Origin of the sequence: Serratia nevei, from assembly GCF_037948395.1 — a bacterium.
Classification (GTDB): domain Bacteria; phylum Pseudomonadota; class Gammaproteobacteria; order Enterobacterales; family Enterobacteriaceae; genus Serratia; species Serratia nevei.
In genome coordinates this window covers 2,026,920-2,049,656 of the sequence record NZ_CP149940.1, presented here as the reverse complement: position 1 = coordinate 2,049,656, position 22,737 = coordinate 2,026,920, and the positions used below count along the sequence as shown (strand labels likewise).

30 protein-coding genes are annotated in these 22,737 nt (G+C 56.2%); 13 read left to right on the top strand and 17 right to left on the bottom strand.

Translation table 11 applies throughout. The features are described from left to right. Positions 1-24 precede the first annotated feature (24 nt). From V8N38_RS09840 to hinT, 9 genes are all read right to left on the bottom strand, one after another. The gene (locus tag V8N38_RS09840) at positions 25-504 is read right to left on the bottom strand and encodes an RrF2 family transcriptional regulator (protein WP_015377469.1); all 480 of its coding nucleotides are present in this window, start codon (positions 502-504) and stop codon (positions 25-27) included. Between the two features lie 264 nt (positions 505-768). Further along, positions 769-1,305, bottom strand: a complete 537-nt coding sequence (locus tag V8N38_RS09835) for a glycine zipper 2TM domain-containing protein (protein ID WP_168166356.1) — start codon at positions 1,303-1,305, stop codon at positions 769-771. Between the two features lie 356 nt (positions 1,306-1,661). Continuing rightward, complete coding sequence (locus tag V8N38_RS09830) at positions 1,662-2,966, bottom strand: NAD(P)/FAD-dependent oxidoreductase (RefSeq protein WP_004928794.1); 1,305 nt, start codon at positions 2,964-2,966, stop codon at positions 1,662-1,664. Between the two features lie 332 nt (positions 2,967-3,298). Then, positions 3,299-3,841, bottom strand: a complete 543-nt coding sequence (gene ycfP, locus V8N38_RS09825; RefSeq protein ID WP_033638056.1) for an alpha/beta hydrolase YcfP — start codon at positions 3,839-3,841, stop codon at positions 3,299-3,301. Positions 3,842-3,920: 79 nt separating this feature from the next. Next, positions 3,921-4,940 carry a beta-N-acetylhexosaminidase gene (gene nagZ, locus V8N38_RS09820; RefSeq protein WP_033646434.1) on the bottom strand — a complete coding sequence of 340 codons (1,020 nt, stop codon included), beginning with the start codon at positions 4,938-4,940 and terminating at the stop codon, positions 3,921-3,923. Positions 4,941-4,978: 38 nt separating this feature from the next. Continuing rightward, positions 4,979-5,845 (bottom strand): thiamine kinase, encoded by an 867-nt coding sequence (gene thiK / locus V8N38_RS09815; protein ID WP_147839434.1) that lies wholly within the window; start codon positions 5,843-5,845, stop codon positions 4,979-4,981. Then, a complete protein-coding gene (gene lpoB, locus V8N38_RS09810; protein WP_049202785.1) occupies positions 5,826-6,416 on the bottom strand; it encodes a penicillin-binding protein activator LpoB in 591 nt (196 codons plus the stop codon). The genes thiK and lpoB overlap by 20 nt, the downstream gene beginning before the upstream one ends. 26 nt (positions 6,417-6,442) lie before the next feature. Continuing rightward, positions 6,443-6,832, bottom strand: a complete 390-nt coding sequence (locus tag V8N38_RS09805) for a YcfL family protein (protein WP_060419506.1) — start codon at positions 6,830-6,832, stop codon at positions 6,443-6,445. 11 nt (positions 6,833-6,843) lie between these two features. After that, positions 6,844-7,194, bottom strand: coding sequence for a purine nucleoside phosphoramidase (gene hinT, locus V8N38_RS09800; RefSeq protein WP_004928776.1), 351 nt, complete (start codon positions 7,192-7,194; stop codon positions 6,844-6,846). A 219-nt stretch (positions 7,195-7,413) separates the two neighbouring features. Here hinT and V8N38_RS09795 point away from each other — a divergent pair, with 219 nt between their 5' ends. Then, positions 7,414-8,319, top strand: a complete 906-nt coding sequence (locus V8N38_RS09795) for a transporter substrate-binding domain-containing protein (protein WP_100396550.1) — start codon at positions 7,414-7,416, stop codon at positions 8,317-8,319. On the opposite strand, the gene V8N38_RS09790 is transcribed toward V8N38_RS09795, so the two are convergent. Beyond that, on the bottom strand, positions 8,316-8,693 hold the full coding sequence (locus tag V8N38_RS09790; RefSeq protein ID WP_147839435.1) for a winged helix-turn-helix transcriptional regulator: 378 nt from the start codon (positions 8,691-8,693) through the stop codon (positions 8,316-8,318). The genes V8N38_RS09795 and V8N38_RS09790 overlap by 4 nt on opposite strands. 99 nt (positions 8,694-8,792) lie before the next feature. Between V8N38_RS09790 and V8N38_RS09785 the strand changes: the two genes are divergently transcribed. Further along, positions 8,793-9,542, top strand: coding sequence for an SDR family oxidoreductase (locus V8N38_RS09785; protein WP_047727790.1), 750 nt, complete (start codon positions 8,793-8,795; stop codon positions 9,540-9,542). A 42-nt stretch (positions 9,543-9,584) separates the two neighbouring features. Here V8N38_RS09785 and V8N38_RS09780 read toward each other — a convergent pair whose 3' ends face one another. Further along, positions 9,585-10,889 carry an Nramp family divalent metal transporter gene (locus V8N38_RS09780; protein ID WP_147839436.1) on the bottom strand — a complete coding sequence of 435 codons (1,305 nt, stop codon included), beginning with the start codon at positions 10,887-10,889 and terminating at the stop codon, positions 9,585-9,587. 230 nt (positions 10,890-11,119) lie between these two features. On the opposite strand from V8N38_RS09780, the gene mntR reads away from it, so the two are divergent. The 3 genes from mntR (at position 11,120) to V8N38_RS09765 (ending at position 12,972) form a co-directional block, all read left to right on the top strand. After that, positions 11,120-11,590 carry a manganese-binding transcriptional regulator MntR gene (gene mntR / locus V8N38_RS09775; RefSeq protein WP_038875534.1) on the top strand — a complete coding sequence of 157 codons (471 nt, stop codon included), beginning with the start codon at positions 11,120-11,122 and terminating at the stop codon, positions 11,588-11,590. Between the two features lie 14 nt (positions 11,591-11,604). Beyond that, positions 11,605-11,973, top strand: a complete 369-nt coding sequence (locus V8N38_RS09770) for a DUF4180 domain-containing protein (protein WP_147839437.1) — start codon at positions 11,605-11,607, stop codon at positions 11,971-11,973. 522 nt (positions 11,974-12,495) lie between these two features. Beyond that, entirely contained in the window at positions 12,496-12,972 is a 477-nt protein-coding gene (locus V8N38_RS09765) for a hypothetical protein (RefSeq protein ID WP_147839438.1), read from the top strand. 73 nt (positions 12,973-13,045) lie between these two features. Here V8N38_RS09765 and V8N38_RS09760 read toward each other — a convergent pair whose 3' ends face one another. From V8N38_RS09760 to V8N38_RS09740, 5 genes are all read right to left on the bottom strand, one after another. Then, complete coding sequence (locus tag V8N38_RS09760) at positions 13,046-13,759, bottom strand: DUF6602 domain-containing protein (RefSeq protein WP_147839439.1); 714 nt, start codon at positions 13,757-13,759, stop codon at positions 13,046-13,048. 156 nt (positions 13,760-13,915) lie between these two features. After that, positions 13,916-14,164, bottom strand: a complete 249-nt coding sequence (locus V8N38_RS09755; RefSeq protein WP_115115916.1) for a hypothetical protein — start codon at positions 14,162-14,164, stop codon at positions 13,916-13,918. Beyond that, complete coding sequence (locus tag V8N38_RS09750; RefSeq protein ID WP_147839440.1) at positions 14,157-15,155, bottom strand: tyrosine-type recombinase/integrase; 999 nt, start codon at positions 15,153-15,155, stop codon at positions 14,157-14,159. The genes V8N38_RS09755 and V8N38_RS09750 overlap by 8 nt, the downstream gene beginning before the upstream one ends. Positions 15,156-15,164: 9 nt before the next feature. After that, entirely contained in the window at positions 15,165-15,782 is a 618-nt protein-coding gene (locus tag V8N38_RS09745) for a type VI secretion system-associated protein TagO (protein ID WP_147839441.1), read from the bottom strand. 117 nt (positions 15,783-15,899) lie between these two features. Then, the gene (locus V8N38_RS09740; RefSeq protein WP_147839442.1) at positions 15,900-16,199 is read right to left on the bottom strand and encodes a helix-turn-helix domain-containing protein; all 300 of its coding nucleotides are present in this window, start codon (positions 16,197-16,199) and stop codon (positions 15,900-15,902) included. A gap of 87 nt (positions 16,200-16,286) precedes the next feature. On the opposite strand from V8N38_RS09740, the gene V8N38_RS09735 reads away from it, so the two are divergent. Genes V8N38_RS09735 through V8N38_RS09725 form a run of 3 tightly spaced genes read left to right on the top strand, consistent with a single transcriptional unit; the run spans position 16,287 to position 17,040 of the window. Continuing rightward, positions 16,287-16,556: a hypothetical protein gene (locus tag V8N38_RS09735; RefSeq protein WP_048233866.1), complete on the top strand. Its 270-nt coding sequence runs from the start codon at positions 16,287-16,289 to the stop codon at positions 16,554-16,556. 11 nt (positions 16,557-16,567) lie between these two features. Continuing rightward, positions 16,568-16,780, top strand: coding sequence for a DUF4761 family protein (locus tag V8N38_RS09730; RefSeq protein ID WP_048233410.1), 213 nt, complete (start codon positions 16,568-16,570; stop codon positions 16,778-16,780). Continuing rightward, positions 16,777-17,040, top strand: a complete 264-nt coding sequence (locus tag V8N38_RS09725) for a hypothetical protein (protein WP_048233408.1) — start codon at positions 16,777-16,779, stop codon at positions 17,038-17,040. The genes V8N38_RS09730 and V8N38_RS09725 overlap by 4 nt, the downstream gene beginning before the upstream one ends. A gap of 91 nt (positions 17,041-17,131) precedes the next feature. Here the strand turns inward: V8N38_RS09725 and V8N38_RS09720 are convergent, their stop codons facing one another. Next, complete coding sequence (locus V8N38_RS09720; protein WP_147839443.1) at positions 17,132-17,602, bottom strand: hypothetical protein; 471 nt, start codon at positions 17,600-17,602, stop codon at positions 17,132-17,134. Between the two features lie 425 nt (positions 17,603-18,027). Here V8N38_RS09720 and V8N38_RS09715 point away from each other — a divergent pair, with 425 nt between their 5' ends. From V8N38_RS09715 to V8N38_RS09695, 5 genes are all read left to right on the top strand, one after another. Beyond that, positions 18,028-18,228: a hypothetical protein gene (locus V8N38_RS09715; protein ID WP_089191533.1), complete on the top strand. Its 201-nt coding sequence runs from the start codon at positions 18,028-18,030 to the stop codon at positions 18,226-18,228. Positions 18,229-18,376: 148 nt separating this feature from the next. After that, positions 18,377-18,601, top strand: coding sequence for a TraR/DksA family transcriptional regulator (locus V8N38_RS09710; RefSeq protein ID WP_072062304.1), 225 nt, complete (start codon positions 18,377-18,379; stop codon positions 18,599-18,601). Next, positions 18,598-19,419 carry a Dam family site-specific DNA-(adenine-N6)-methyltransferase gene (locus V8N38_RS09705; RefSeq protein WP_147839444.1) on the top strand — a complete coding sequence of 274 codons (822 nt, stop codon included), beginning with the start codon at positions 18,598-18,600 and terminating at the stop codon, positions 19,417-19,419. The genes V8N38_RS09710 and V8N38_RS09705 overlap by 4 nt, the downstream gene beginning before the upstream one ends. Further along, complete coding sequence (locus V8N38_RS09700) at positions 19,416-20,333, top strand: DNA cytosine methyltransferase (RefSeq protein ID WP_147839445.1); 918 nt, start codon at positions 19,416-19,418, stop codon at positions 20,331-20,333. The genes V8N38_RS09705 and V8N38_RS09700 overlap by 4 nt, the downstream gene beginning before the upstream one ends. Then, positions 20,330-22,720 carry a replication endonuclease gene (locus tag V8N38_RS09695; protein WP_147839446.1) on the top strand — a complete coding sequence of 797 codons (2,391 nt, stop codon included), beginning with the start codon at positions 20,330-20,332 and terminating at the stop codon, positions 22,718-22,720. The genes V8N38_RS09700 and V8N38_RS09695 overlap by 4 nt, the downstream gene beginning before the upstream one ends. The last annotated feature ends 17 nt before the right edge of the window (positions 22,721-22,737 follow it).

Sequence of the window (22,737 nt, the reverse complement as noted above, 5' to 3'; positions counted from 1 at the left end):
CTTTTTTATGCATGCGATCCGCGATTATTTACCGGCGGCTTCGGCCTCTTGCTCGGCGGCGTATTCCGCGCAGGCGCGCTTGTCGCCCCGCTCCAGTTCGGCCAGCGAATCGGCCACGGTGTGGCGCGCCAGCACCGCAAGCGAAGCCTGCTCGGCCTCGTTCACCACCGATTTGAAATACCAGCAGGCGTTGGCGCTCACCAGGCAGCGGGCCGGCACTTCAGGGCGGGAAGCCCAGATGCGCTTGTCGTCGATCACCGCCAGATAGATGTCCCGCAGGGTGATCTCTTCCGCCGGGCGGCCAAGGTGGATAGAGCCGTTTCGGCCCAGGGTGGAAACGATGATGCCGTCTTTGGTCAGCGGGACCATCAGTTTGCGGATAAAGCTGGGGTTGGCTTCCAGAGCGGCGGCGAGGGTGGCGCTCGTCGAACGCATGCCCTGCTTCTCAGCTACGGCGACGCTAAGGACCATTTGCAACGCTGTCGGAAAGCGAAAATCTAACATGTCGTTATCTCTGCGAGACGAAATACTCGGGTTTTACCGGTGCGGCGATTGGCACCGAACACACCGCTTAATTGCACAATAATATAACAAACGCGGGGGCTTTTTTGAAGTTTTGCCCAGTGATATCGCACGCAGACATTAGAACGATCGCAAATTTTTGGGCAGGCAGAAAACAGAAACCCGCGTCAATGTTAACGCCGCTCGCTTAACCGGGTTAAACGATCAGAACTAACACTGCCCGCGGGCTTAATTCGAATGTGGCGATCAGGCTCTGTTCAGCACCAGCTGGCCGTTTTTATCCAACGGGATTTGCGTGCCCGGATCGTGATCCATGCGGATCTTGCCCTGCTGATTACCGATCTTGTAGGTCACGTCATAACCCAGCATTTTCTGGGACTTGTCGTAGACCGTTTTGCAACGCTGCTGAACGCTGGTGCTGACGTCGTTGTTCTGCATCGCCCCTTGCACCTGGTTGCCGGCATAGCCGCCGCCCAGCGCGCCGACCACGGTCGCCACGTCGCGCCCGCGACCGCCGCCGAACTGGTGGCCGATCACGCCGCCCGCCACTGCGCCCAGCACAGAGCCGGCGATGCGGTTTTCATCCTGTACCGGCGCACGGTGCGTAACGGTGACGTTGCGGCATTCCTGACGCGGCGTTTTGATGGTTTCTTTAATCGGCGTTGCGGCGAGCACCTGCGCGTACTGCGGACCGGCAGAAAAGACGTCCAGGCTGGCTACCGCGGCAATCCCCAGAGCGGCAGCGATACCAATCCCAACACCGGCTAACATTGACTTGTTCACAGGAAACCTCCTGAAAGTGTTACCACGCATTTTGTCCGGGGTCTGTGACCGGCTGCACCGCGCTTATTATTTTGCGCATGGGCGGCTTGCGGTATCCCGGTTTACGGCGTGCGCGACGCGCCGTCTGTAAACGAGGTAAAGTCTGCACAATGATTTGAGGGCCCGCAATAAGACAAGGGGACCAAAAATGCGGGAAAACGGCCGTTTCGCCGCTGTTTAGGAGGAATCTTAAGAATTTTACCCATACTAACGACAGCTTATGCTGAAGAATCAAGCAACCGCCGCCGTTCGCCTCGCGCCGCCATAAAAAAAACCCGCGCGGGCGAACCGGCGCGGGTTGGTCGACAAAGGCAGGATCAGTGCATTTTCAGACGCGGGCGGATCACCCGGTTGATGCCGCCTACCAGCATCATCAGGCCGGTTTTGATGTAGCCGTGCAGCGCCACCTGGTGCATGCGGTACAGCGAGATGTAAACGAAGCGCGCGATGCGCCCTTCCACCATCATCGAACCGCGCATCAGGTTGCCCATCAGGCTGCCGACGGTGCTGAAGCGCGACAGCGACACCAGCGAGCCGTGGTCTTTATACACGTATGGCTTCAGCGTCTGGCCGTTCATCAGCGCCAGAATATTGGTGGCGCAGCGCGAGGCCATCTGGTGCGCCGACTGAGCGCGCGGCGGCACAAAACCGCCGCCCTCTTTCGGGCAGGAGGCGCAGTCGCCGATGGCGAAGATGTTCGGATCGCGCGTGGTCTGCAGCGTCGGCTCCACCACCAGCTGGTTGATGCGGTTGGTTTCCAGGCCGCCGATGTCTTTCATGAAGTCCGGCGCCTTGATGCCGGCCGCCCATACCATCAGATCGGCATCGATGAACTCGCCACCTTTGGTGTTCAGGCCTTTGGCATCGGCGCTGGTCACCATGGTGTTGGTCAGCACGCGCACGCCCAGTTTGATCAGCTCCTGGTGCGCCGCAGCGGAAATGCGCGGCGGCAGCGCCGGCAGAATGCGCTCGCCGGCTTCCACCAGCGTCACGTTCAATGCGCTGTTGTCCAGGCCTTCGAAACCGTAGCTGTGCAGCTGCTTCACCGCGTTGTGCAGTTCGGCGGACAGCTCAACGCCGGTGGCGCCGCCGCCGACGATGGCGATGTTGACCCGCTCTTTTTGCCCCGGCTGCGCCGAGAACTTCAGGAACAGGTTGAGCATTTCGTTGTGGAAGCGGCGCGCCTGATGCGGGTTATCCAGGAAGATGCAGTGCTCTTTCACGCCCGGCGTACCGAAATCGTTCGAGGTGCTGCCCAGCGCCATCACCAGGATGTCGTACGGCAGTTCGCGCGCCGGCACCAGCTCGCCGCCCTGCTCGTCGCAGATCTGCGCCAGCTGCAGCGTTTGCGTCTCGCGGTTGATGTTGGTCAACGACCCCAGTTGGAAGCTGAAATGGTGGTTGCGCGCGTGCGCCAGGTAGCTGAGCGCATCCACGCCGTCATCGAGGGAACCGGTCGCCACTTCGTGCAGCAGCGGTTTCCACAAATGGCTGTGGTTGCGATCCACCAGCGTGATCTCCGCTTTGTTCTTGCGGCCAAGTTTATGGCCCAGGCTGGTCGCCAGCTCCAAGCCACCGGCGCCGCCGCCAACAATAACGATTTTCTTCTTTGGCGTTGTCAAAATAACCCCCTAAATGTGAACCATTTGTTATTCCAGGGTAAATAAATAATATCCTTAGAATACATAGGGTTCGCTTAAAATAAATCGGCTCTCTAAGGCCAGAATAACATGTGAGGTTATTTGGTCATACCAAAATTGACGTACATCAAATTTTTTTGGTTAAAGGCTGGACGCGGGGATTTTTTGGGGATTGTGATTCAAATAGTTAGCGCTGAGTCACAGTTTTAAATTTTGCCGATTGCCACGAAAAACTTTACCTTGGCGTACAAAAAAGCCGCACTTTCCGTCGGTACAAAACGGTGGGCGCGGCTCGCGGCGGCGTTATGAAACTGTTAACCCAGCGCCTTGAACGCCTTGATCCGCTGCAGATGGGGTGAGATGTTTTTGAACTTGTGCGTCTGCTGTTCATCCCAGACGATTTCGTAGTAGTGATGCAGCAATTCGGCGCTGCGCCGGTTATCCAGCACCTCGTCGTGCCGCGACAGCACCACCAGACAGCGATCGCGATTTTTCTCGCGGAAATCCTCCACGCACTTGGTGGCGATATCGCGATACTCTTCCGGCCGGTCTATCTTGCCGTGCATATGCTCTTCCGGGTACAGATTGGGGTTGAACATCGCCTGGCGAATGCCGCACAGGAAGCCGATTCGCTCCGCCCAGAAGCCGCCGAGGCCGACCCCGCAGATCAACGGGTGCGCGTCGCCGCCCTGCTGCACCGCCTTGTCCACCTCTTTCAACAGATGCTGCATGTCGTGACGCGGATGCAGCGTGCTGTAGCTGATGAAGCGCACGTCCGGATCGATAAACTGCAGCTGTAACACCTTTTCATGATTGCCGGGACTGGTGGAATCGAAGCCGTGCAAATAGATAATCATGTGGATCCTCGCAACAAGCCAAGGGCCGCGGGCGCGGCCCTCATCATTTCCGCTCTGCGCCGCGATGCGGCGCCTGGATTCACCCTTGCGAACGCTGCTTGTGCTCCTCCCAGCGTTCGCTCAGCGCGCTGAGCGCCTTGTGCGCCTGCTGCCAGCGCTCGGAGTCGCGCAGTTCCTGACGGGTGAACTGACCGCGATGATATAACCGCTTCACCTTCTCTGCTTTGACCGGGGACAGGTTATCCAGCACGCTGACCGCACCTTCGCGGTGGTTGCACACCAGGATCATGTCGCAACCGGCATCCAGCGCCGCCTGGCCGCGCTCGGCGTAGCTGCCCATAATGGCGGCGCCTTCCATCGACAGATCGTCGGAGAAAATTACGCCGTCGAAGCCCAGCTCCTGACGCAGGATCTGCTGCAGCCAGTAAGGCGAGCCGCTGGCCGGACGCGGGTCCGCTTCAGTATAGATGACGTGGGCCGGCATGACGGCGTCCAACAGCTGGCGGTTGATCAGCTCGCGGAAGATCGCCATGTCGTGCTCGCGGATCTGCGCCAGCGGCCGCGGATCGCGCGGGGTTTCCTTGTGCGAATCGGCGCTGACGGCGCCGTGCCCCGGGAAGTGTTTACCGGTGGTTTTCATGCCGGCGCTGTGCATGCCGAGGATAAAGCGTTCCGCCATCGCCAGCGCCTGCTGCGGATCGCTGTGGAACGAACGCTCGCCGATCGCCGCGCTGCCGTGGCCGATGTCCAGCACCGGCGCAAAACTGATGTCGATATCCTGTGCGATCATTTCCGCCGCCATCAGCCAGCCGGCCTCCTGCGCCAGCCGGCCGCCTTCCTGCGCATCGTGCAACGCGGCGAACGACTGCGCCGCCGGCAGGCGGGTGAAGCCCTCGCGGAAGCGCTGTACGCGCCCGCCCTCCTGATCCACCGCCACCACCAGCCGATCGTGCGAGGCGGCGCGGATCTGGCGCACCAGCTCACGCAGCTGCTCCGCATCGTGGAAGTTGCGGGTAAACAGGATCAATCCGCCAACCAGCGGGTGTTTCAAAATTTCGCGTTCTTCTGCATCCAGCTCGTAGCCGGCGACATCTAGCATTACTGGGCCCACGGGCACCTCACTTCATTATTGTTCGTTCAGAATTCGGATGGTGATAAACAAAGCCGCCGGCGCACCGCCGCGCCCCAGCGCAAAAATTCGGCATCGCCGCTCTGCTGCCAGCGCACTTCGAACCACAGCAGCATCAGATAATCGACCCACGGCAGCCAGCGGTGCACCTGCGCCTGCAGCCGGGCGACGTCGTGATAGCCCTGGCGCGCGTAGTGCTGCAAAAAGCGCTGCTGCTGGCCGGCCGACCAACCGTTGCCGCGAAACAGCGCGGCGATATCCAGCGCCACGTCGCCGTCGGCGGCATATTCCCAGTCGATCAGCCGCAGCCCTTCGCCGGTGGCGAGCAGATTGCCCGGATGGATGTCCATGTGCAGCGGCGCCAGGCGCAGCGGCCGTGGTAAGGCGCTGCGTAAAAAATGACGCTGCAGGCGCAGCCAGTCAGGGGTTAAACGCCGCCTATCCAGCTGCTGCCAGTAGCGGCGGAACTGCCGTCGCAGATCCAGTCGGTAACCGCTGAGCGGCCGCCGGTGCAGTTCCGCCGCCATCGCCGCCAGCTCGCCACGCTGATTCAGCGCCGCAAACTCGGCATCTGTGACGACGTCACCTTCGAGCCATTCAAGGATAAGCCACTGATTATTCTGTGCGAAAACCCGTGGCCCCAGCCCCAGCGCGCAGCGGCGCAAGACCCGCGCTTCCCGCCGGCGGCTCACGCCCAGCGCGCGTTTTTCCGCACTGTGCTGCCGCGCCAACAGCGTGATGCCCGCGCCGTCGATGCGCCAGCTCTCGCCGGTCAGCCCCTGCACCGGGCTGAAATGACAACCGGCGGTATTCACCGCCGGCAGTCTGGTTTCCATCAATCGTCGCAGCGCGGCCTCAGCGTTTAACGGCGCCATTGCCCGACCAGACGATCTCGCCGGTTTGCACCAGCATCAGCTGCATATCCAACGCCGGCGACTTCACGTCGCCGCTGACGTCGCTGTACAGCACGTACTGCGCGCCGACGATACGCGCCAGGCCAATCGCCTTGCTGCGCGAACCGAAGCTGTCATCCGCCGACAGGCCCAGCGTTTGTCGGGCGCTGGTCAGCTTCGCTTCCGGCACCACGCTGAAGGTGGAATTCGACGCCAGCGCCTTGTACAGCGCCGCGGTAGCTTTGCCCATCTGCAGCGAACCGTTGGTATTGTTCTTGACGCTGTCCAGCAGCAGCACGCTGCCGGCCGTGACGCCATCGGCCTTCAGCATCTGCCCCACCAGCGGCTGAACGCTGCCCAGCCAGTCAAGCTGCTGGATTTTCGGCGGCTGCGGCACCGGCTCGGTGGTTGGCGGCTGTGGCTGCTCGACCGGCGGCTTCGGTTGATCTGGCTCGACGGTGACCGGCGGCAGCGGCTGATCCGGCTCAGGCGGACGCGACAGACAGCCGCTCAGGGTTAATGCGGCCAGCGCCACTAAGACGTACTTTTTCATGCTTTTTCTCCAAACCTGGCAAGCGCTTACAGGTACAGATACAGACGCGCGCTTTTGGCGTCCAGGTTGCCGTTAATCGAGTAGATTTTGGCGTCCGAGTCGGGCGCCACGACGATCTCGCGCGGTTTCTCGAAGGGGCGAATATCCAGCCCCTGCGCGTCGTACCAATAGAAACGATAATGCACGGTGACCGGCGTCGATTGGCTGTTGTTGAGCACCGAGGTCGCCATCACCCGCCCGGAGGCGTTCGAAATCGAGGGCGTATCGGCCAAAATGCCGGCGGTCAGCACCGAAGGATCCATCACCACCGTTTGGCGTTGATTGACCGCGATGCCGGACGGCGAGCTGCACCCCATCAGCAACGCGGCGGGCAACGCCAACGCCACCAGACCACGCAGAGTTTTTTTACCGCGCATGATTTCCTCGCTTAACGTGACAACAGCGGCCCCAGCGAGCGGCCACCGACCAGGTGCATATGAATATGATAGACCTCCTGACCGGCGTGGCGGTTGCAGTTGACGATCAGACGATAGCCGTCTTCGGCGATGCCTTCCTGTTCAGCGATCTTCGCCGCGGCGGTGATCATGCGGCCCAGCGCGGCTTCGTGCTCCACGGTCACGTCGTTGACGGTTGGGATCAGCACGTTGGGAACGATCAGCACATGGGTGGGTGCCTGAGGGGAGATGTCACGGAAAGCGGTGACCAGTTCATCCTGATAAACCACATCAGCAGGGATTTCGCGTCGGATAATTTTACTGAAAATCGTTTCTTCGGCCATCTGGCGTTCCTTTTTACACAATTAGCTGTACGCAGTATGAGTGACAAATTCTACTGCTTTCAACCTGATTGCGCACTTTCCGCGTCGAGTGCTGCAGATTCGCGCAGGCCGGCGCCCCGCTTGTGCATCTTTTCACTTTGGTTATTCACTATTGTTGCTTTACTTGCCCCATGCCGCCGCCAATAGTAACCCCATGATTAGCAAAGAGTAGAGGGTGTTATGCCACTGAGGATTTCGGCGCTGTGCGCGCTGTTGCTGAGCGCCGCCGTTCAGGCCGCCCCGGCGGGCGGTATCGATCTGCAGGCTAACCGAGAGCCGATACGCGCAGAGCCGAACCCGGCCGCTATCGCACTGATTCCGGCGAATTTTCACTTTGCGGTGCCCGGCAAGCTGACGGTGGCGGTGGCGTTCGAGAACTCCCCGCCGCTGGCGCTGTTCGCCGAAGACAATAAAACGCTGATCGGCAGCGATCCGGACATCGCCCGCCTGGTGGCCGACAGCCTCGGGCTGGCGCTGAATCTGGTGCCCACCTCCTGGGAAGATTGGCCGCTGGGCATCAGCGCCGGCAAATACGATGCGGCGATCTTCAACATCGCCGTCACCAAACAGCGCAAGACCAAATTCGACTTCGCGACCTATCGGGTGGACACGCTGGGCTTTTACGTCAAATCCACCAGCCACATCACCTCGATCAACCGGCCGCAGGACGTCGCCGGGCTGCGGATCATCGTCGGATCCGGCACCAATCAGGAAAACATTCTGCTGGGGTGGGATAAGCAGAACCGCGCCGCCGGGCTGCCGCCGGTGCAGCCGATCTATGTGACCGACGACGCCGCCACCAACCTGAGCATTCAGTCCGGGCGCGCCGACGCGTTCTTCGGCCCCCACTCCACCGGCGCCTACAAGGCGGCGCTGACCGGCAAAACCAAAATGGTCGGCATCGGCCCCAGCGTGGCCTACGTCGCGGTTACCAGCAAGAAAGGCAATGGGTTGGTGAACGCCATCAACGCCGCCATCAACGGCGTCATCGTCAGCGGCGAATACGCGCAGGTGCTGGAGCGCTGGGGCGAAGGCGACGAAAAGGTCGAGCGCTCCGCCATCAACCCGCCGGGCATCGGCGACTAGCCGCCGATCAGCTGCGGCGCGTGCCGACGCATCCACTCGGCCAGCGAGTCCAGCGTCGGCCGCAGCGATTTGCCGAGCGCGGTGACCTGATACTCCACCCGCGGCGGCACTTCGGGATACACCTGCCGCGTCACCAGGCCGCGCTGCTCAAACAGCCGCAGCTGGCGCGTCAGCTCTTTTTGCGCAATGGGCGCCACCGCCCGCTGCAGCTCGCTGAATCGTACCGGGCTGTCGATCACGATCAGCCGGTACAGGATCGGTATCGCCCATTTGCCCGACACCAGATTGACGAAGTCCACCATTGGGCAGGGTTCGCCCGCCGTCGGCAACGCCGCCAAATTATTTTCCGCCGCTAATGGCGCTTGCGCCGTCATTTCATCCCACCTCGCCCTTTAGTATCCAAAAGGTGCCGACTATGCAAAAGGAACTATAGCGCAAATAATGCCGCAACTGACGCTAAAGAGGAATCGGTTATGTCACGACTGCAAGGCAAGTACGCATTGATTACCGGCGGCACCAGCGGCATCGGGCTGGAAACCGCCCGCCAGTTCATCGCCGAGGGCGCGACGGTGGCGATCACCGGGCGCAGCCAAAGCGCCCTGGACGCGGCGGGCCAGGCATTGGCGGGCAAGGCGCTGTTGCTGCTGAGCGACGCCGGCGATATCCCGCAGCAGCGCGAACTGGCGCAGCGGCTGGGGCAACGGTGGCCGCAGCTGGACGTGCTGTATATCAACGCCGGCGACGTTACGCATCGCCCGCTGCAGGAGTGGGATGAGCAGAGCTATCAGCGGCTGATGGACATCAACCTGAAGGGGCCGTTTTTTCTGATCCAAGCTTTGCTGCCGCTGCTGGCCAACCCGTCTTCGGTGATCCTATGCGGTTCGGTCAGCGCCCATATCGGCCTGCCGCAGAGCAGCGCCTATGCCGCCAGCAAAGCCGGCTTGCTGTCGCTGGCCAGAACGCTGTCCGGCGAGCTGCACGCGCGCGGCATTCGCGTCAACGGCCTCAGCCCCGGCCCGACCGAAACCCCGGCGTTGGGTAAGCTGGGGTTGGCGGAAGCGGATGAGCAGGCATTGCGCGACGATATCCGCGCGCTGGTGCCGATCGGCCGCATGGGCAGCGCACTGGAGCTGGCCAAAGCGGCGGTGTTTCTGGCGGCGGACGAGTCGGCCTTTATGGTCGGCGCCGAGCTGCAGATGGACGGTGGCGTGGGGAATTTATAATTTAATTTAGCGACGCGGCCGCGCCCCGCGCGGCCCATAAGATCACCCCAGCCCAGGGATCTCAACGCCGAAGGTCTGCAACAGCAGCACCACGTTGAGCAGCACGATCACCACCGTGCCGACCACCGCTGCCAGGCTGGTCCAGCGGCCGTTGGCGAACTCGCCCATGATGTCGCGGCGGCGGGTGAACATCACCAGCGCGATCATCGGCGCCGGCAGCGCCAGGCTCAGCACCACTTGGCTGTAGACCAGCGCGTCGGTGGCGTTGACGCCCATCGCCACCACGATAAACGCCGGCACCATGGTGACCAGGCGGCGCACCCACACCGGAATGCGGAAGCCAACGAAGCCCTGCATAATCATCTGCCCGGCCATAGTGCCCACCACCGAGCTGGAAATGCCGGAGGCGATCAGCGAAGCGAGGAAGATGCCGGCGGCCGCCGCACCGAACAGCGGCGTCAGCGTATGGTAGGCGGTGCCAATTTCGGCCACGTCGCTGTTACCGGCGTGGAAGGCACTCGAGGCCATGATGACCATCGCGATATTCACCAGCCCGGCGAGCGCCAGCGCGATCACCACCTCAATATTGGAGAAACGCAGCAGCTTGCGCCGCTCGCCGTTATCGCTGGCCGGGCTGCGGTGCTGAGTCAGCCCCGAATGCAGGAAAATGGCGTGCGGCATCACGGTGGCGCCGATAATGCCGACGGCGATGGTCAGCGCCTGCGCGTCCGGCAGTTGCGGCGTCACCATGCCGATCCCGGCCGCCTGCCAATCCACCGGTACGATGAACATCTCGACCAGGTAACACAGCGCAATGATGCCCACCAGGCCGCCGATCATCAGTTCGACCGGGCGGAAACCTTTTTTTTCCACCATCAACAGCGCATAGGTGATCACCGCCGTCACCCCCATTCCCGCCAGCAGCGGCATATGGAACAGCAGCGCCAGCGCGATCGCCCCGCCGAGAAACTCTGCCAGATCGGTGGCCATCGCCGCCACTTCGCTGAGCAACCACATGCCGATCACTACCGGCCGTGAAAACTGCTCGCGGCACATCTCCGCCAGATTGCGGTTGGTGACGATGCCCAGCTTGGCCGACAGCGCCTGGAACAGCATGGCGATCAGGTTGGCCATCACCACCACCCACAGCAGGCTGTAGCCGTATTTCGCCCCGGCCTGAATGTTGGTGGCGAAGTTGCCGGGATCCATATAGGCAATAGAGGCAATCACCGCCGGGCCGGCGAACAGCAACGGCGTAAAGGCGCCGCGCTTGCGTCCGGCAAGGGCGGCGCCAATAGCAATGTTGGTCCGTTCGGTTAACGATGGAGTGGTTGCCGCATCACGCATGAAGTACCCTCAATCTTTCACTGGTTATTTTTCCACCTATCATGCTGACAATGTAGCATCGGCTACACTTTATGCAACAGGCGAAATTCATTGGCTTTGTGTAGAGATATTTCTAACTACCACAATGCGTGGCATCGAATTGATAATGTGTGCTATTTGGACTAACTTAGGGCAACCCTCCCCGCATTGCCGGGAGATGCCATTTTTATGCTTACAGGACGCCCCACGCTATGGTTACCCGCGCGCCAGATAACGCCGATCGCCACGCCCAGACCGACATGCCGGACGAGGCCGAGCACGCCCTGCGTTTTAGCCGCGCCCGCGAAGCGCAGTCCAATGCGCTGATCGAAGATTACGTTGAGCTGATCGCCGATTTGCTGCAAAGCACCCGCGAAGCCAGAACCACCGACATCGCGCGCCGCTTCGGCGTGTCTCACCCGACGGCGATCAAAAATATCGCGCGGCTGAAAAGCGCCGGGCTGGTGGAATCGCGACCTTATCGCGGGGTGTTTTTAACGGAAGAAGGCGAGCAGCTGGCACAGAAGGTGCGCCGCCGTCACCGCATCGTGGTCGATCTGCTGATGTGCGTCGGGGTGCCGAGCGAAACCGCCGAGTTGGACAGCGAAGGGATTGAACACCATATCTCGGACGAAACGCTGGCGGTGTTCGAGCATTACCTGCAAAAGCACGCCAAACCCTGACTCCTGGAGCGCCGATGAGCTACGCCGTGCGGCAAATCCATGATCTGCGCCTGGTGGTTTTCGCCGAAGCCGGGCCGCCGTTGAAAGACGAAAACGACGTCAGCCTGTTTATCGCGCCCGCCTTTGAACACGATGCCGGGATGATTGCCCTCCCCGTCAACCGCCTCGACGCCGCCTTCTTCCAACTCAGAAGCGGCATTGCCGGCGCCGTATTGCAGAAATTCATCAACTACCGCCTGCGCGTGGCGCTGCGGGGCGACGATATCACCTCCTGGCTGGGGCAAAGCAACGCGCTGCAAGATTTTGTGCGTGAAGCCAACCGCAGCGAACAGGTCTGGTTCCTCCCTTCTCTCGCCGAACTCGAACAGCGGCTTGGTGCCTGACGGCAGGCAATAAAAAAAGGGAGGCTTTCGCCGCCATATCAGCACTAACAAAAACAAGCAGTTACAGGATTATCAGTAATTTAGATGCCTGTAACTGCGTGCTTAAAATGGGTGTAGCGTGGGCGTTTGGGTCAAATTGTGGATCATGTTCTTAGCTGTATTAGCTCAATACTTGAGCTGATATTATCACAGTACAGAACTTAACCTAAGCTGACAAGGCAATTCTTTACCAAGATCGGACCTTTATTCATGAAGGGAATAAAGCCTAATACCAAGAATTGTGATAATCACAATCAGGTCGGGTCAACATGGGAATGCTCAGTATTGAAATTATTACTGAGAGATTATATTCGTTTGATCTAGAAAACTAAATTTTCGCAATGTGGCTAATCTAGTAGTGGCACATCCCAAACGCTCGTAGTATTATCTATAGCTTCCTAACTCCAATGGACACTTCTAATTTTCGAGACTTAGTAGTTAAAGAAGAGTCTAATTATCTAATTTATCACTAGGAGGCTGAAATTGTTTTTAGAAATAATTGGTGGTTTAGCAAATGTCGCATCAATCTCGGGCATCACAGCTAAGGATTTGATTCCATTTATATCCAATCCGGATAAGAAACTGTTTGAGAAGTATTTCACTTACCTTGAAGGTAAAAGGGTGTTAATTGCACCATTCGATTCAGAGGTTTCACAAGCAGTAATAAAAAGTTTAGAATCAATAAAAGAGAAAACAGAGCAGCTAAGATTAGAAATAAGATCCAAGCAAGCGAAACATTTAATATTAGATTTAACCCACACTCTAAGCCAAAATTTAATGTTATTATATAAACATCAAAATTCGGCAGATAACGTACTTTTCTATAAAACTTTGCAAAAAGTGCGAGTTAAATTTGCAAGAGTATTATCCTTACTATGTTTTACGTATAGAGTCGATTTATCAAATCAACAAACTGATTTGGCAAGATTGGTGTTGGAGCATGCTTACCGAGTAAGATAAAATTACGCGGTCAAGTCATCATAAAGGGAGCGCTAACTACTCGACTGCGCTCCCTTGGAAGGCTAGGTGACATTTAATCAATAAGCCATTCAAATAAGGAGTAGTCGCCTCTGGATGCAGCTTCATCTTCAATACAATTCAAGAACAGGGTGAGATAAGTAGCAGAGGTATCAACTTTACCATTTGTAATCAATTTATTATATTTCTTTGATTGAGAGCAATACATATAAAAACCAGTATCAGGTAAGCAGAACATCACTCTTGGTATATTTTCTGTGACATCCCATTTTGAAAGAGCTTTATCTAAATCTGTTATGGATTGCTTATAACTGAAGCAACTAACCAGAGGGTAGTTAGATTTTCCATCTACAAGTTTTCCTTTTTTAGCCGTTTTTAACCCTAGTGGGTTGTCAGGATGTAGTGACCATGCAAGATTTAAAGTTTGATGCATCCCATCTGTATTTAAGTCGCTCTTAATTTCGATGGCTCTATGTACGGAATCTATAAAGTAGATGCCTAGCCCATTTTCTTCAATGATTGGTGGTATTTTCCTTTTGTCGTAAATGATGATGTCTGCTTGTGGTGAAAATCGATCCCACTTATCAACAATCTGGCCTGAGCCGATACCGAAATGGGATGGTAGCAGTGATCTAATAATTGGAACGAGAAAACTCTCTCTAAATGCGCCTTTAACAGTAGTATGGGGTATTTTAGAAACAGCCTCTGCATTGTCATATGCTTGTTGAATTTTGTTACGAAGAATGGTTTTTAAAAACTGACTAGGCATGGTCAATAATTCCTTGAATTAGTTCGGTTGTGGTGGGTTGCTAAATTTGGCCACTTTAACAGATATGTCAATTTCCACTTGCCGCTCAGAGCGAACTGTCGGATTTGGTTATGTGCTACCAGGGTATGAGCCAACTCAACTCTGAGTTAATACGCCTTAACCAACAAATTCTAGTTTCTCTCTCGCAACATGTTCCCGCCATTCAGTGGAATCGAATTCCCAACTTGGCGCTGACATGTCACCCTCATCGCCTTCATTAACGAATGTTACCAAGAAAAAGATTTCATCCCCTTCTTCATCATCGTCATCCTCTACCACGTTTACATCAACAACAACCAAACGTTCTCCACCCGGAATTGTGGATACATACAAACCTTCTTTAGGCACTTCAATATTATCAGGCATGGGCAACGCTCTCCTTTACGTTTACTAGTGGGTTAAATCTCACCGCGTCTTCTAAATAGTCTGGCGCAAAATGCGCATAAACCATTGTTTGTAGGATGCTTGAGTGTCCTAAAATTCGCTGCAACGCCAGAATATTGCCGCCATTCATCATGAAATGGCTGGCGAACGTATGCCGCAGCACATGCACCGCTTGTCCCGCCGGTAGGCCGGGAGCGACGTCCTTCACGCACAGCCGGACATAGGGATAATTTAGGTCCTTGAACAGCGGCCCCGACGCCACGCCACTTGTGATCTCTTTGCAGAGTTCGGGCGAGATCGGCACCGTCCGGTTCTTGTTGTTTTTGGTGTTCAGGTAGGTGACCTTGTTACCGATCACCTCTTCCTTTCGCAGCTTCGCCACTTCACCCCAGCGGGCGCCCGTCGCCAGGCAAAGACGAACAGCTTTCAGGTGATCGCCGTCGAGCCGCTCTTGCAACGCGGCGATCTCGGCCTGGGTAAGAAAGCCCATTTCCTGAGCAGGCAGCTTCATTTTCTTCATGGCCTTGAGCGGGTGCTCGCCGTGGTAATGCCCCAGCTCGATGAGAACGGAGAACACTCCACCCAGCATTTCCTGGTCAAGGTTGACTGTCTTGGCCTTCTTGCCTTCGGCAAACCGCAGCGCCCGATAATCGGCGAAGAAAGTGCGGGTGATCTGGCTGGCTTTGGGTTGTCCCATTTTCTCCGCCATGACGCGCAACTTTTGCGCCCTCTTCACTCCGTCTTTCAGGTGCTGGCCGTGATGGTTCCACCACAGGTCGATCAGGTCGGTTAATGGTCGATGATCAGCAGGCTTATCAAGCCACTCTTTGTTATTCTGCGTCGCGATAATCCAACGCTCAAACTGCTGCGCTTCAGATTTCGTCTTAAACTTTTTGCGAACACGCTTCCCTTCTCTTCCTTGAGGGCGCACATCTACCATGTAGCCCTCAGCACCAAGAGATTTAATGCTCATTCGTTGCCCTTACCACTTACAGGCTTCACGTAACGGCTTGATAGCTGTCGACAAACCAGACAAATCAAAAGTAGTCTGTGCAGGGTTTTCTCCATAAGGTGTTATTTGCACAAACATTTTTTTACTTTTCATCAGTTCTTTGATGAAAGAGATTGTCTGTCCGCTATAGAAGGTGGCCTTATTGTCAGTGGAGATCTGCCAGGTACGATTGACTGCTTTTTGGGCATCAATACGAGTAAGAACACGCGTACCATCAATCCCCAGGAATGTCTCCCAATTGATAAAAAGCTCAGTTTTTTTCTCTCGGCATGTGATGAACAAGAAAGGAGTAATTGACCCACCAAATTGTCCTCGAATCTGACTTTCCGCGGACAAATAGACGAACTCATTGCTTGAATCATCGATTGGCGATTTTTCGCTTCTTGTCTCCCATTTACCCGCTGACTGAGGTTCTGAGCTTTCTGTTTTGTCCTCAGCCTTTAACTTTCCGAGTTTATCAAAGCACCGAAGGCGTTCACTGTCACCAGTAACTTTCTGGCACTGCGCCAGTTGCTCTGAAATGTTCGTTCCTGCATGTGAAAAGCCAACAAAAGAACTAAATAAGACCAGAGATATTATTTTTTTCATTTCAATTATCACCTAACTTAATTATTTCAATCTAAGTTTATTATTGCGTATCCATCCAAAAACTTTTTTCCACACAAATTCCGCCTTTCCCCCAAGAATTCATGATGTTCCAGGCGATTAACCAACCTTCTGGCCTTTTTGGCGGCTGGATGTGCTGTCGTGCCCATCAGGGGAGAGAGCAGGAGAGATCTGTCCGATTTCCGGCGCGACATCCCCTGTCATCAGCCACATCGTGTATTTTTTGAAACGCGCATTGCTCGTAATCTTCATCAATGTCGTACCACCAGGCTCTATCAAGCCGGTTTCATACTTCTTCACGGTGCTGATCGAAATGCCTGTTATTTCGCAAAATTCGCTCTGACTGACCCCTTCGCTCTTACGGATCGCCTTCACTTTGTCGCCTAGAGTGCTTGACATGGTTCATTCCTATGAACTAAAGTCACCTTGGTTCATAATTATGAACCTTCAATAACTGAAATCTGCGTGATCTTAAAGGGTATCACTATGAACAAAAACCGACAAAAAAAGGTGATTGGAGTGAGGGAAAATCAATTACCTGCAGATTACCCATTCGGTGACCTGTTAGAGGAATCGATCTCTGATTACGCGCGCCGCATTGGTAAGAATCCCCAGACTATCCGCACTCAGGCAGACACCGGCGCCCTACCGATTTTACAAGCTCGTCCAGGCGCCAAGCGCCGGGTCAATCTTTACGCCATCTACCTGAATGCCAAACGTCACGCGGAGAAGTTTGTCGCGCATATGGGCTCTTGAGGAGGTCGCTCATGACGGAGATGCAACCGCGCGCCCTAATCCAGCTCTCGAAGCACACGTTCGTCTACCGCGGGTTCACTATCCATAAGTGCCCGCGCCATAGCGAAACGAACCGCACGGCCTACCAGCTGATGAGCAACGGGGATTATTTCGGTCGTGATTTCGCACTGGCGGAAGCCATGCGCACAGTCGACAACATGGTCAAAGCTCGGGGAAGAAAATGAAACAGCCTTACAAGATCCTCATTGAGGAGCTCCTGCAGCACTACCACACCAAAACGGCCAACTTGCAGATGGCGACCGCCACCGCGCCAGAGGTTCGCCAGGTATCACTGAACGATTACGCTTTCCGCCTGTGCATTGGCCTGACCGGTTTACTGAGCACCGCAGAAGCCGCTGGCGATGGCCCGGCCGCCGCCGTTATCGATCGCCTGATCATGCGCTGCAACAACGGCGATATTCCGCAACCTGGATTATCTGCATGAGCCGGGTTAACCCGGCCCATCTGAGAGTGCATCCCTTCCATTAACGGTGGGTGATTGGCGTCACGGGGTGCGCTCTCAAATGGGAAAAGATTTAACGCGGTATGCCGCCAGCAAGAGCAGAAACGAGACGTTCAACAATGGAGAGTTTTTCATGATGCTTCTTTTTACCAAGCGAAATCATAGCTCGATTTCTTGCCGGGTTAAAAAGGCTGGAGAGAGCATTACTGTCAAACTCTTCGAGCATATTAACGCGCGCATTCATCTCATCAACACTGAGGTTATGCATTTCGTTAATAAGCGAAAGATATCGCTTAGCCTGCTGACGCGCAGCTTCGGATTTCTTTCCATGCTGAAAGGCAACTCGAATACCACTAATAATTGCGACTATAGCGCCAAACAACTGACTGAGCCCGCTGTTAGCAAAAATACCAGCGCCAAGAATAAGCATCACAGCATTAGCCGTAAGATCAATTCTGCGGTTAATAGTTTCTGTCATCACCTCCAGCCAATAGCTGTACCAAATGCGGAAGCGCAAAGCATATTCAGTCGGTTGTTGTGCCATAAAAATTTACTCCTCGTCATCATCCTCCGGTGGCTCAGGTTTATGCAACACGTGGAAGTCATCGGATTTATCGCGAGATTGCGAATTGTCATTGTCGCCCATAGAGGCTCCTTCTTGTGGTGGGTAGTTGTCATGCCCATGTTCCTGCCAGAACGTGGTGGGCATGGCGAAGATACCACAACGCGGCCGGGCGCGTAATCCCGGAGCGTTCAGGGCAATCACAGAAATCTGGTCGCGTCCTTATAAAAGCATGGGCTGCAATAGAGCAGATAAATAGATTGCCCTTCCCATGAGCCGGCATGGTTAAAAACCGGCATATATTCCAGTGAGTAATTAGTGTGCTCACTGAAATATAAAAATAACGTTCTCTACAAAATGTCGCTTCAAGGTGGCGGGATTCTCACACCCTAAATTCAGGAGGGGTTATGCACGATGACGAATTACACACAGCTTTTATGAATGCGCGCAGTTCTGAACGGTTGCAATTACTTGAGCTGTTAGAGAGCAAACTTGATCGCCTTGCGGCCGATAAAACCTCCCGCGACCAGGTATTCAGTGCGCTAAAAGACTGGATCAACCTTCGCCGCCCCTCCGTCAACGAAACCAAGCCGGAGACAACGCAATGATGGCGTTTTTCTTCTCACTCGCTGCTGTTTGGGCAGTTATCTCCATGGGATTGGTGGGCTGGGTTATCTACCGCTATTGCAAATTTTGCCGTGCATTCAATCGGCAGTGTTTGCCGCCAGAACAACGCAATTACGACTAGGAACAACAATGGCTGACCAAATCGATATAGCTCAGGAGCGGCATCAACTGGTTCTTGAGTCTCAAATCGCTAGCGCTCGTCCACAGCCGTGTGGGCCTTCTGCGTTCACTTGCGAAACCTGCGATGCACCGATACCAGAAGCACGCCGCGCTCTCGTTCATGGCGTAACGCGCTGCGTTACCTGCCAGGAAATCCATGAAGCCAAAGCACGACATATCAGAGGTAACCCATGAACAAGCCCGCCCTTAAATGGCTCGGCAGCAAAGCCCGTATCATCGACACACTGCGCCAGCATCTGCCGGAAGGGAAACGGCTGGTTGAGCCGTTCGTCGGCTCCGGTGCGGTATTCCTCAATACCGACTATGACGGTTATCTGCTGTGCGATATCAACAGCGATCTGATCAACTTCCACAACGTCGCCAAAAACCATCCTGAAGTGCTAATCCGCGAGGCGCGTTACCTGTTCAACGCACATCCGGATCAGGCTGGTTATTACGCCGTGCGTGCTGACTTCAATCTGCACTGTGACAGCAATTTCATCTACCGCGCCGCGCAATTCCTCTACCTGAACCGCCACACCTTCAACGGTGTATGCCGCTACAACCTGCGCGGCGAGTTCAATTCTCCGTTCGGTCATCGAAAAGCGCCTTACTTCCCCGAGAACGAGATCAGAGCCTTCGCGGAAAAGGCGCAGGCAAAGAAAGCGATTTTCCTGTGCTGTACCTTCCCGGAAGCGATTAGGATGGCCCAGGCCGGCGACGTGATTTATTACGATCCGCCTTACATTCCAACCAGCACCACCGCCAACTTCACCAACTATCACACCGACGGCTTTACCAACGAGCAGCAGCAAAAGCTGGCACGCATGCTGTGCATCGCCGCTAAACGCGGCCGCCACGTCGTGGCCTCAAACAGCGAGACGGACGCAGCCAAAGCACTGTACGCCGATTTCGCTATCACCTCGATCACCGCCCGCCGCTCTGTCAGCGCCAAAGCTGCCAGCCGAGCAGACGCTGGCGAGATCATCGCAACCATGAGGGCATCAGCATGATTAAGGCGAGTGATCTCTTTGCTGGTCTGGGTGGTTCCTCTACCGGCGCAAAAATGGCAGGTGCTGAAGTGGTATGGGCTGGTAATCACTGGCCCGCCGCTGTCGAAGCCCATAAAGCGAATCATCCCGACGCAATCCACGTTTGCCAAGACTTGCACCAGGCTGACTGGTCGTTGATGCCTAAGCACGATCTGATGATGGCCTCACCATGCTGCCAGGGTCACAGCAAAGCGCGCGGCAAAAAGGCGGGTAACCCGCAGCATGACGCCAGCCGCTCCACTGCGTGGGCGGTGGTATCTGCCGCCGAGTACCACAGAATGCCGAAGATCATAATCGAAAACGTGCCGGAGTTCCTCCAGTGGGAGCTGTACCCTGCATGGGAAGCTGCAATGCAGGCGCTGGGCTATTCACTCGCGCCGCATATCGTGGATTGTGCCGATCTCGGCGTTCCTCAAAACCGCGTGCGATTGTTCATTATCTGCACCCGCAGCAAAAATCCGCTGTTCCTGAAGTTACCAAAAATGCCGCATGTGCCAGCCAGCACATTTATCGACTTCGACGCCGGCAAATGGCAGCCGATTGAAAAGCCGGGGCGCGCAGTTGCAACGCTTGAGCGCGTTAAAAATGGCCACGCACAATTCGGCGATCGATTCCTTTTCAGCTACTACGGCAACACCAAGACGGGCCGCTCTCTTTCCCGTCCAATTGGCACGATCACCACACGTGATCGCTGGGCGGTTGTCGACGGCGATCGCATGCGCATTTTGACCCGCGACGAAAACATGCTGGCGATGACGTTCCCGGAGGACTACATCAAACCGCCGTCGCACAAACTGTGCGTTCACATGGGAGGTAACGCCGTTCCACCAAAAGCCATGTGTGAGATTATCACTGCGCTGGAAGCACAAGCGTGAGTGAAGCACCACTCGGACGGCGTCAACCTTCCCCGCCGCTACCCTATCCGGGCAGCGGCGCGGTTGCTTTTGAATACGCGTATTCCTGGAACGCCAAGCGCAACGCCATCGTCACCGAACGTGCCGACGAGCCTGCATCGATCCAGTTATTCGGTGCCACCAATCACGCAGGCGAGCCGGTACGCGTCCCTCTGTTTGATATCGCCGGCCAGTCCCGAGTTGCCGATCCCGCAGCGCGTCGCCTTCGCCGGCGACTGACCGCCCTTCCCCAATATATCCGCCGTTATTACACGCAGCGCCTGAGCAACATCGAACAAAGCAAAGGAATGAAGGCCGCTAACGGCTGGCTGATCAATACCTTTGAGCGCCACGTCTTGCCACGCATCGATGCGGTAAACGAACAGTACCAGATCGGCCAGGTGCCGCCGGCGCTGATCGCCTTTCGCGATGATTTCTTCCGCATCCCGTACAGCGGGAAAAAAGACCTCAAGCGCCTGGCGCACAGGCTGGCCGACTGCATGACAGGCGAGTTTGTCCGCCTCTGCGATTACTGGGCCGCCACCGCTGACGATCTGGCCTTTGCGGTGATCTATGCCTATGGCCGCATCGGCTACTTAACCCAGCATCTGAATATGTTTGCTCCGGGATGGCAGCAATATTGCAGCGGGCAATTGAGCGCGGAAGATGCAACGCGCGCCGTCGCGCGCCTCGAATCACCGGCATGGTGGTTGCGCCGTTTGCGCCGCCTCCATGACCAGTGGCGCGAACACCTCATGATCGCCGCCGGCTATGTCAGCGATAAGGCAACACCCTACTGCAGCGATCCATGCCTGAAAGAATGGCACGCCCAGAAGAAAGCCAACCGCGAGTTTTTGAAGTCGCGGGAACTCGAAGACGTGGACACCGGCGAACGGATTTCTTTGGTCGATAAGGTGGACGGGAGCGTCGCCAATCCGGCAGTACGCCGCGCTGAGCTAATGAACCGCATGCGCGGCTTTGAAGATTTGGCGAAGGCCCGCGATCTGGCTGGCGAGTTTTACACCCTGACGGCGCCGTCAAAGTACCACGCGATGCAAAGCAAGACTGGGCGCCGCAATAACAAATACCGCGGCGCCAGCCCGCGCGAAACCCAGCGCTACCTGTGCAAGGTCTGGTCAAAGGTACGGGCATCGTGGAAACGCGCCGGCATTCGCGTGTTCGGGTTCCGCGTCACCGAGCCGCACCACGACGAAACCCCACACTGGCATTTGCTGCTGTTCCTCAAGCCGGAACACATCGAGCAGGCGCGCGACATCTTTCGGCGCTATGCGCTGCAGGTTGATGGCGATGAGCCAGGCGCAGCGGAATACCGTTTCAGCGTTACGCCGATGGATGAGCAATTCGGCTCTGCCACTGGCTACATCGCAAAATACATTTCCAAAAATATCGACGGGTACGCCCTGGACGACGAGCTGGATCACGACACAGGCGAACCGCTGAAAGATATCGCCAAGCGCGTAAACGCCTGGGCGTCGCGCTGGCGTATTCGTCAGTTTCAGCAAATTGGCGGCGCCCCGGTCACGGTATACCGCGAGCTGCGCCGGCTGCGCGATCGCGACCTGTTCCTGCACCCGGAGATCTCGCCCGCGCACATCGCGGCAGATGCCGGCGACTGGGCCGGATATACCGACGCTCAGGGCGGCCCGTTAGTCGAGCGTCGTCACATCCGCGTGCGCATCGGCTACGACATCACCGAGAACGGCAACGATTACGGCGACGACATCAGCAAGATCGCTGGCGTTTACTCGCCGTTCGCCAGGACGCAGCCGATGATTTACACCCGCCTGAAAACCTACAAGATAGTCCCAACCAGCGCCGATCCGGGTTTGGCCGTTGACCTTCAGGCGGCAGCGCCGCCCCTCGGAGTTCTGTCAATAACTGTACGCGGAACGCAGCAGGAGGAAGACAGAGAGAGCAGTAACCCCGGCTTGTTGCCCCCTGATATGGATGCAAATGGCTGTGCTAGCTGGCCGCCTGGAGGCGATTTTGAGGGGATGACGCGCCGGGAACGGCGGGTCTTCAACGAATACCTGATAGCAGAAGTGAAAGAAACGCAAAGTAAGCAGCCTGCGGCACGTCAGCCTGTTGGAAAACTGGCGCTGAACGTCGCAGAGATAACCGATTATGCAGCATCGATAGGCCTGGAGCTTACCGAACTAGAGGCGGAGAAGTTGGCCGGCGGTGATGAGCTATCGCTGAACGGCAAACGTTGGAGGGCTGGCACCGATGGAGTAATCCGTAAAGCGCCGGCGAGTTATGCAGAGAAGTGCAGCGCTATCATGAGCCGGGTGTTTAAACTGAAAAAACATCAAACACAGTTTAGGGCTAGAAAAATAAACGATCACTAAAATTAATGATCGTTTTA

Excerpts from the sequence above, each read along its gene's own strand:
- V8N38_RS09750 (WP_147839440.1), bottom strand. The coding sequence starts at position 15,155 with ATGAGCATTAAATCTCTTGGTGCTGAGGGCTACATGGTAGATGTGCGC.
- V8N38_RS09760 (WP_147839439.1), bottom strand. The coding sequence starts at position 13,759 with ATGCCTAGTCAGTTTTTAAAAACCATTCTTCGTAACAAAATTCAACAA.
- mntR (WP_038875534.1), top strand. The coding sequence starts at position 11,120 with ATGGTTACCCGCGCGCCAGATAACGCCGATCGCCACGCCCAGACCGAC.
- V8N38_RS09735 (WP_048233866.1), top strand. The coding sequence starts at position 16,287 with ATGAACAAAAACCGACAAAAAAAGGTGATTGGAGTGAGGGAAAATCAA.
- V8N38_RS09770 (WP_147839437.1), top strand. The coding sequence starts at position 11,605 with ATGAGCTACGCCGTGCGGCAAATCCATGATCTGCGCCTGGTGGTTTTC.
- V8N38_RS09805 (WP_060419506.1), bottom strand. The coding sequence starts at position 6,832 with ATGCGCGGTAAAAAAACTCTGCGTGGTCTGGTGGCGTTGGCGTTGCCC.
- V8N38_RS09745 (WP_147839441.1), bottom strand. The coding sequence starts at position 15,782 with ATGAAAAAAATAATATCTCTGGTCTTATTTAGTTCTTTTGTTGGCTTT.
- V8N38_RS09840 (WP_015377469.1), bottom strand. The coding sequence starts at position 504 with ATGTTAGATTTTCGCTTTCCGACAGCGTTGCAAATGGTCCTTAGCGTC.
- V8N38_RS09780 (WP_147839436.1), bottom strand. The coding sequence starts at position 10,889 with ATGCGTGATGCGGCAACCACTCCATCGTTAACCGAACGGACCAACATT.
- V8N38_RS09725 (WP_048233408.1), top strand. The coding sequence starts at position 16,777 with ATGAAACAGCCTTACAAGATCCTCATTGAGGAGCTCCTGCAGCACTAC.
- V8N38_RS09700 (WP_147839445.1), top strand. The coding sequence starts at position 19,416 with ATGATTAAGGCGAGTGATCTCTTTGCTGGTCTGGGTGGTTCCTCTACC.
- V8N38_RS09790 (WP_147839435.1), bottom strand. The coding sequence starts at position 8,693 with ATGACGGCGCAAGCGCCATTAGCGGCGGAAAATAATTTGGCGGCGTTG.
- V8N38_RS09705 (WP_147839444.1), top strand. The coding sequence starts at position 18,598 with ATGAACAAGCCCGCCCTTAAATGGCTCGGCAGCAAAGCCCGTATCATC.
- V8N38_RS09795 (WP_100396550.1), top strand. The coding sequence starts at position 7,414 with ATGCCACTGAGGATTTCGGCGCTGTGCGCGCTGTTGCTGAGCGCCGCC.
- V8N38_RS09715 (WP_089191533.1), top strand. The coding sequence starts at position 18,028 with ATGCACGATGACGAATTACACACAGCTTTTATGAATGCGCGCAGTTCT.
- V8N38_RS09730 (WP_048233410.1), top strand. The coding sequence starts at position 16,568 with ATGACGGAGATGCAACCGCGCGCCCTAATCCAGCTCTCGAAGCACACG.
- V8N38_RS09785 (WP_047727790.1), top strand. The coding sequence starts at position 8,793 with ATGTCACGACTGCAAGGCAAGTACGCATTGATTACCGGCGGCACCAGC.
- thiK (WP_147839434.1), bottom strand. The coding sequence starts at position 5,845 with ATGGCGCCGTTAAACGCTGAGGCCGCGCTGCGACGATTGATGGAAACC.
- V8N38_RS09755 (WP_115115916.1), bottom strand. The coding sequence starts at position 14,164 with ATGCCTGATAATATTGAAGTGCCTAAAGAAGGTTTGTATGTATCCACA.
- V8N38_RS09740 (WP_147839442.1), bottom strand. The coding sequence starts at position 16,199 with ATGTCAAGCACTCTAGGCGACAAAGTGAAGGCGATCCGTAAGAGCGAA.
- nagZ (WP_033646434.1), bottom strand. The coding sequence starts at position 4,940 with ATGCTAGATGTCGCCGGCTACGAGCTGGATGCAGAAGAACGCGAAATT.
- ycfP (WP_033638056.1), bottom strand. The coding sequence starts at position 3,841 with ATGATTATCTATTTGCACGGCTTCGATTCCACCAGTCCCGGCAATCAT.
- hinT (WP_004928776.1), bottom strand. The coding sequence starts at position 7,194 with ATGGCCGAAGAAACGATTTTCAGTAAAATTATCCGACGCGAAATCCCT.
- V8N38_RS09710 (WP_072062304.1), top strand. The coding sequence starts at position 18,377 with ATGGCTGACCAAATCGATATAGCTCAGGAGCGGCATCAACTGGTTCTT.
- V8N38_RS09720 (WP_147839443.1), bottom strand. The coding sequence starts at position 17,602 with ATGGCACAACAACCGACTGAATATGCTTTGCGCTTCCGCATTTGGTAC.
- lpoB (WP_049202785.1), bottom strand. The coding sequence starts at position 6,416 with ATGAAAAAGTACGTCTTAGTGGCGCTGGCCGCATTAACCCTGAGCGGC.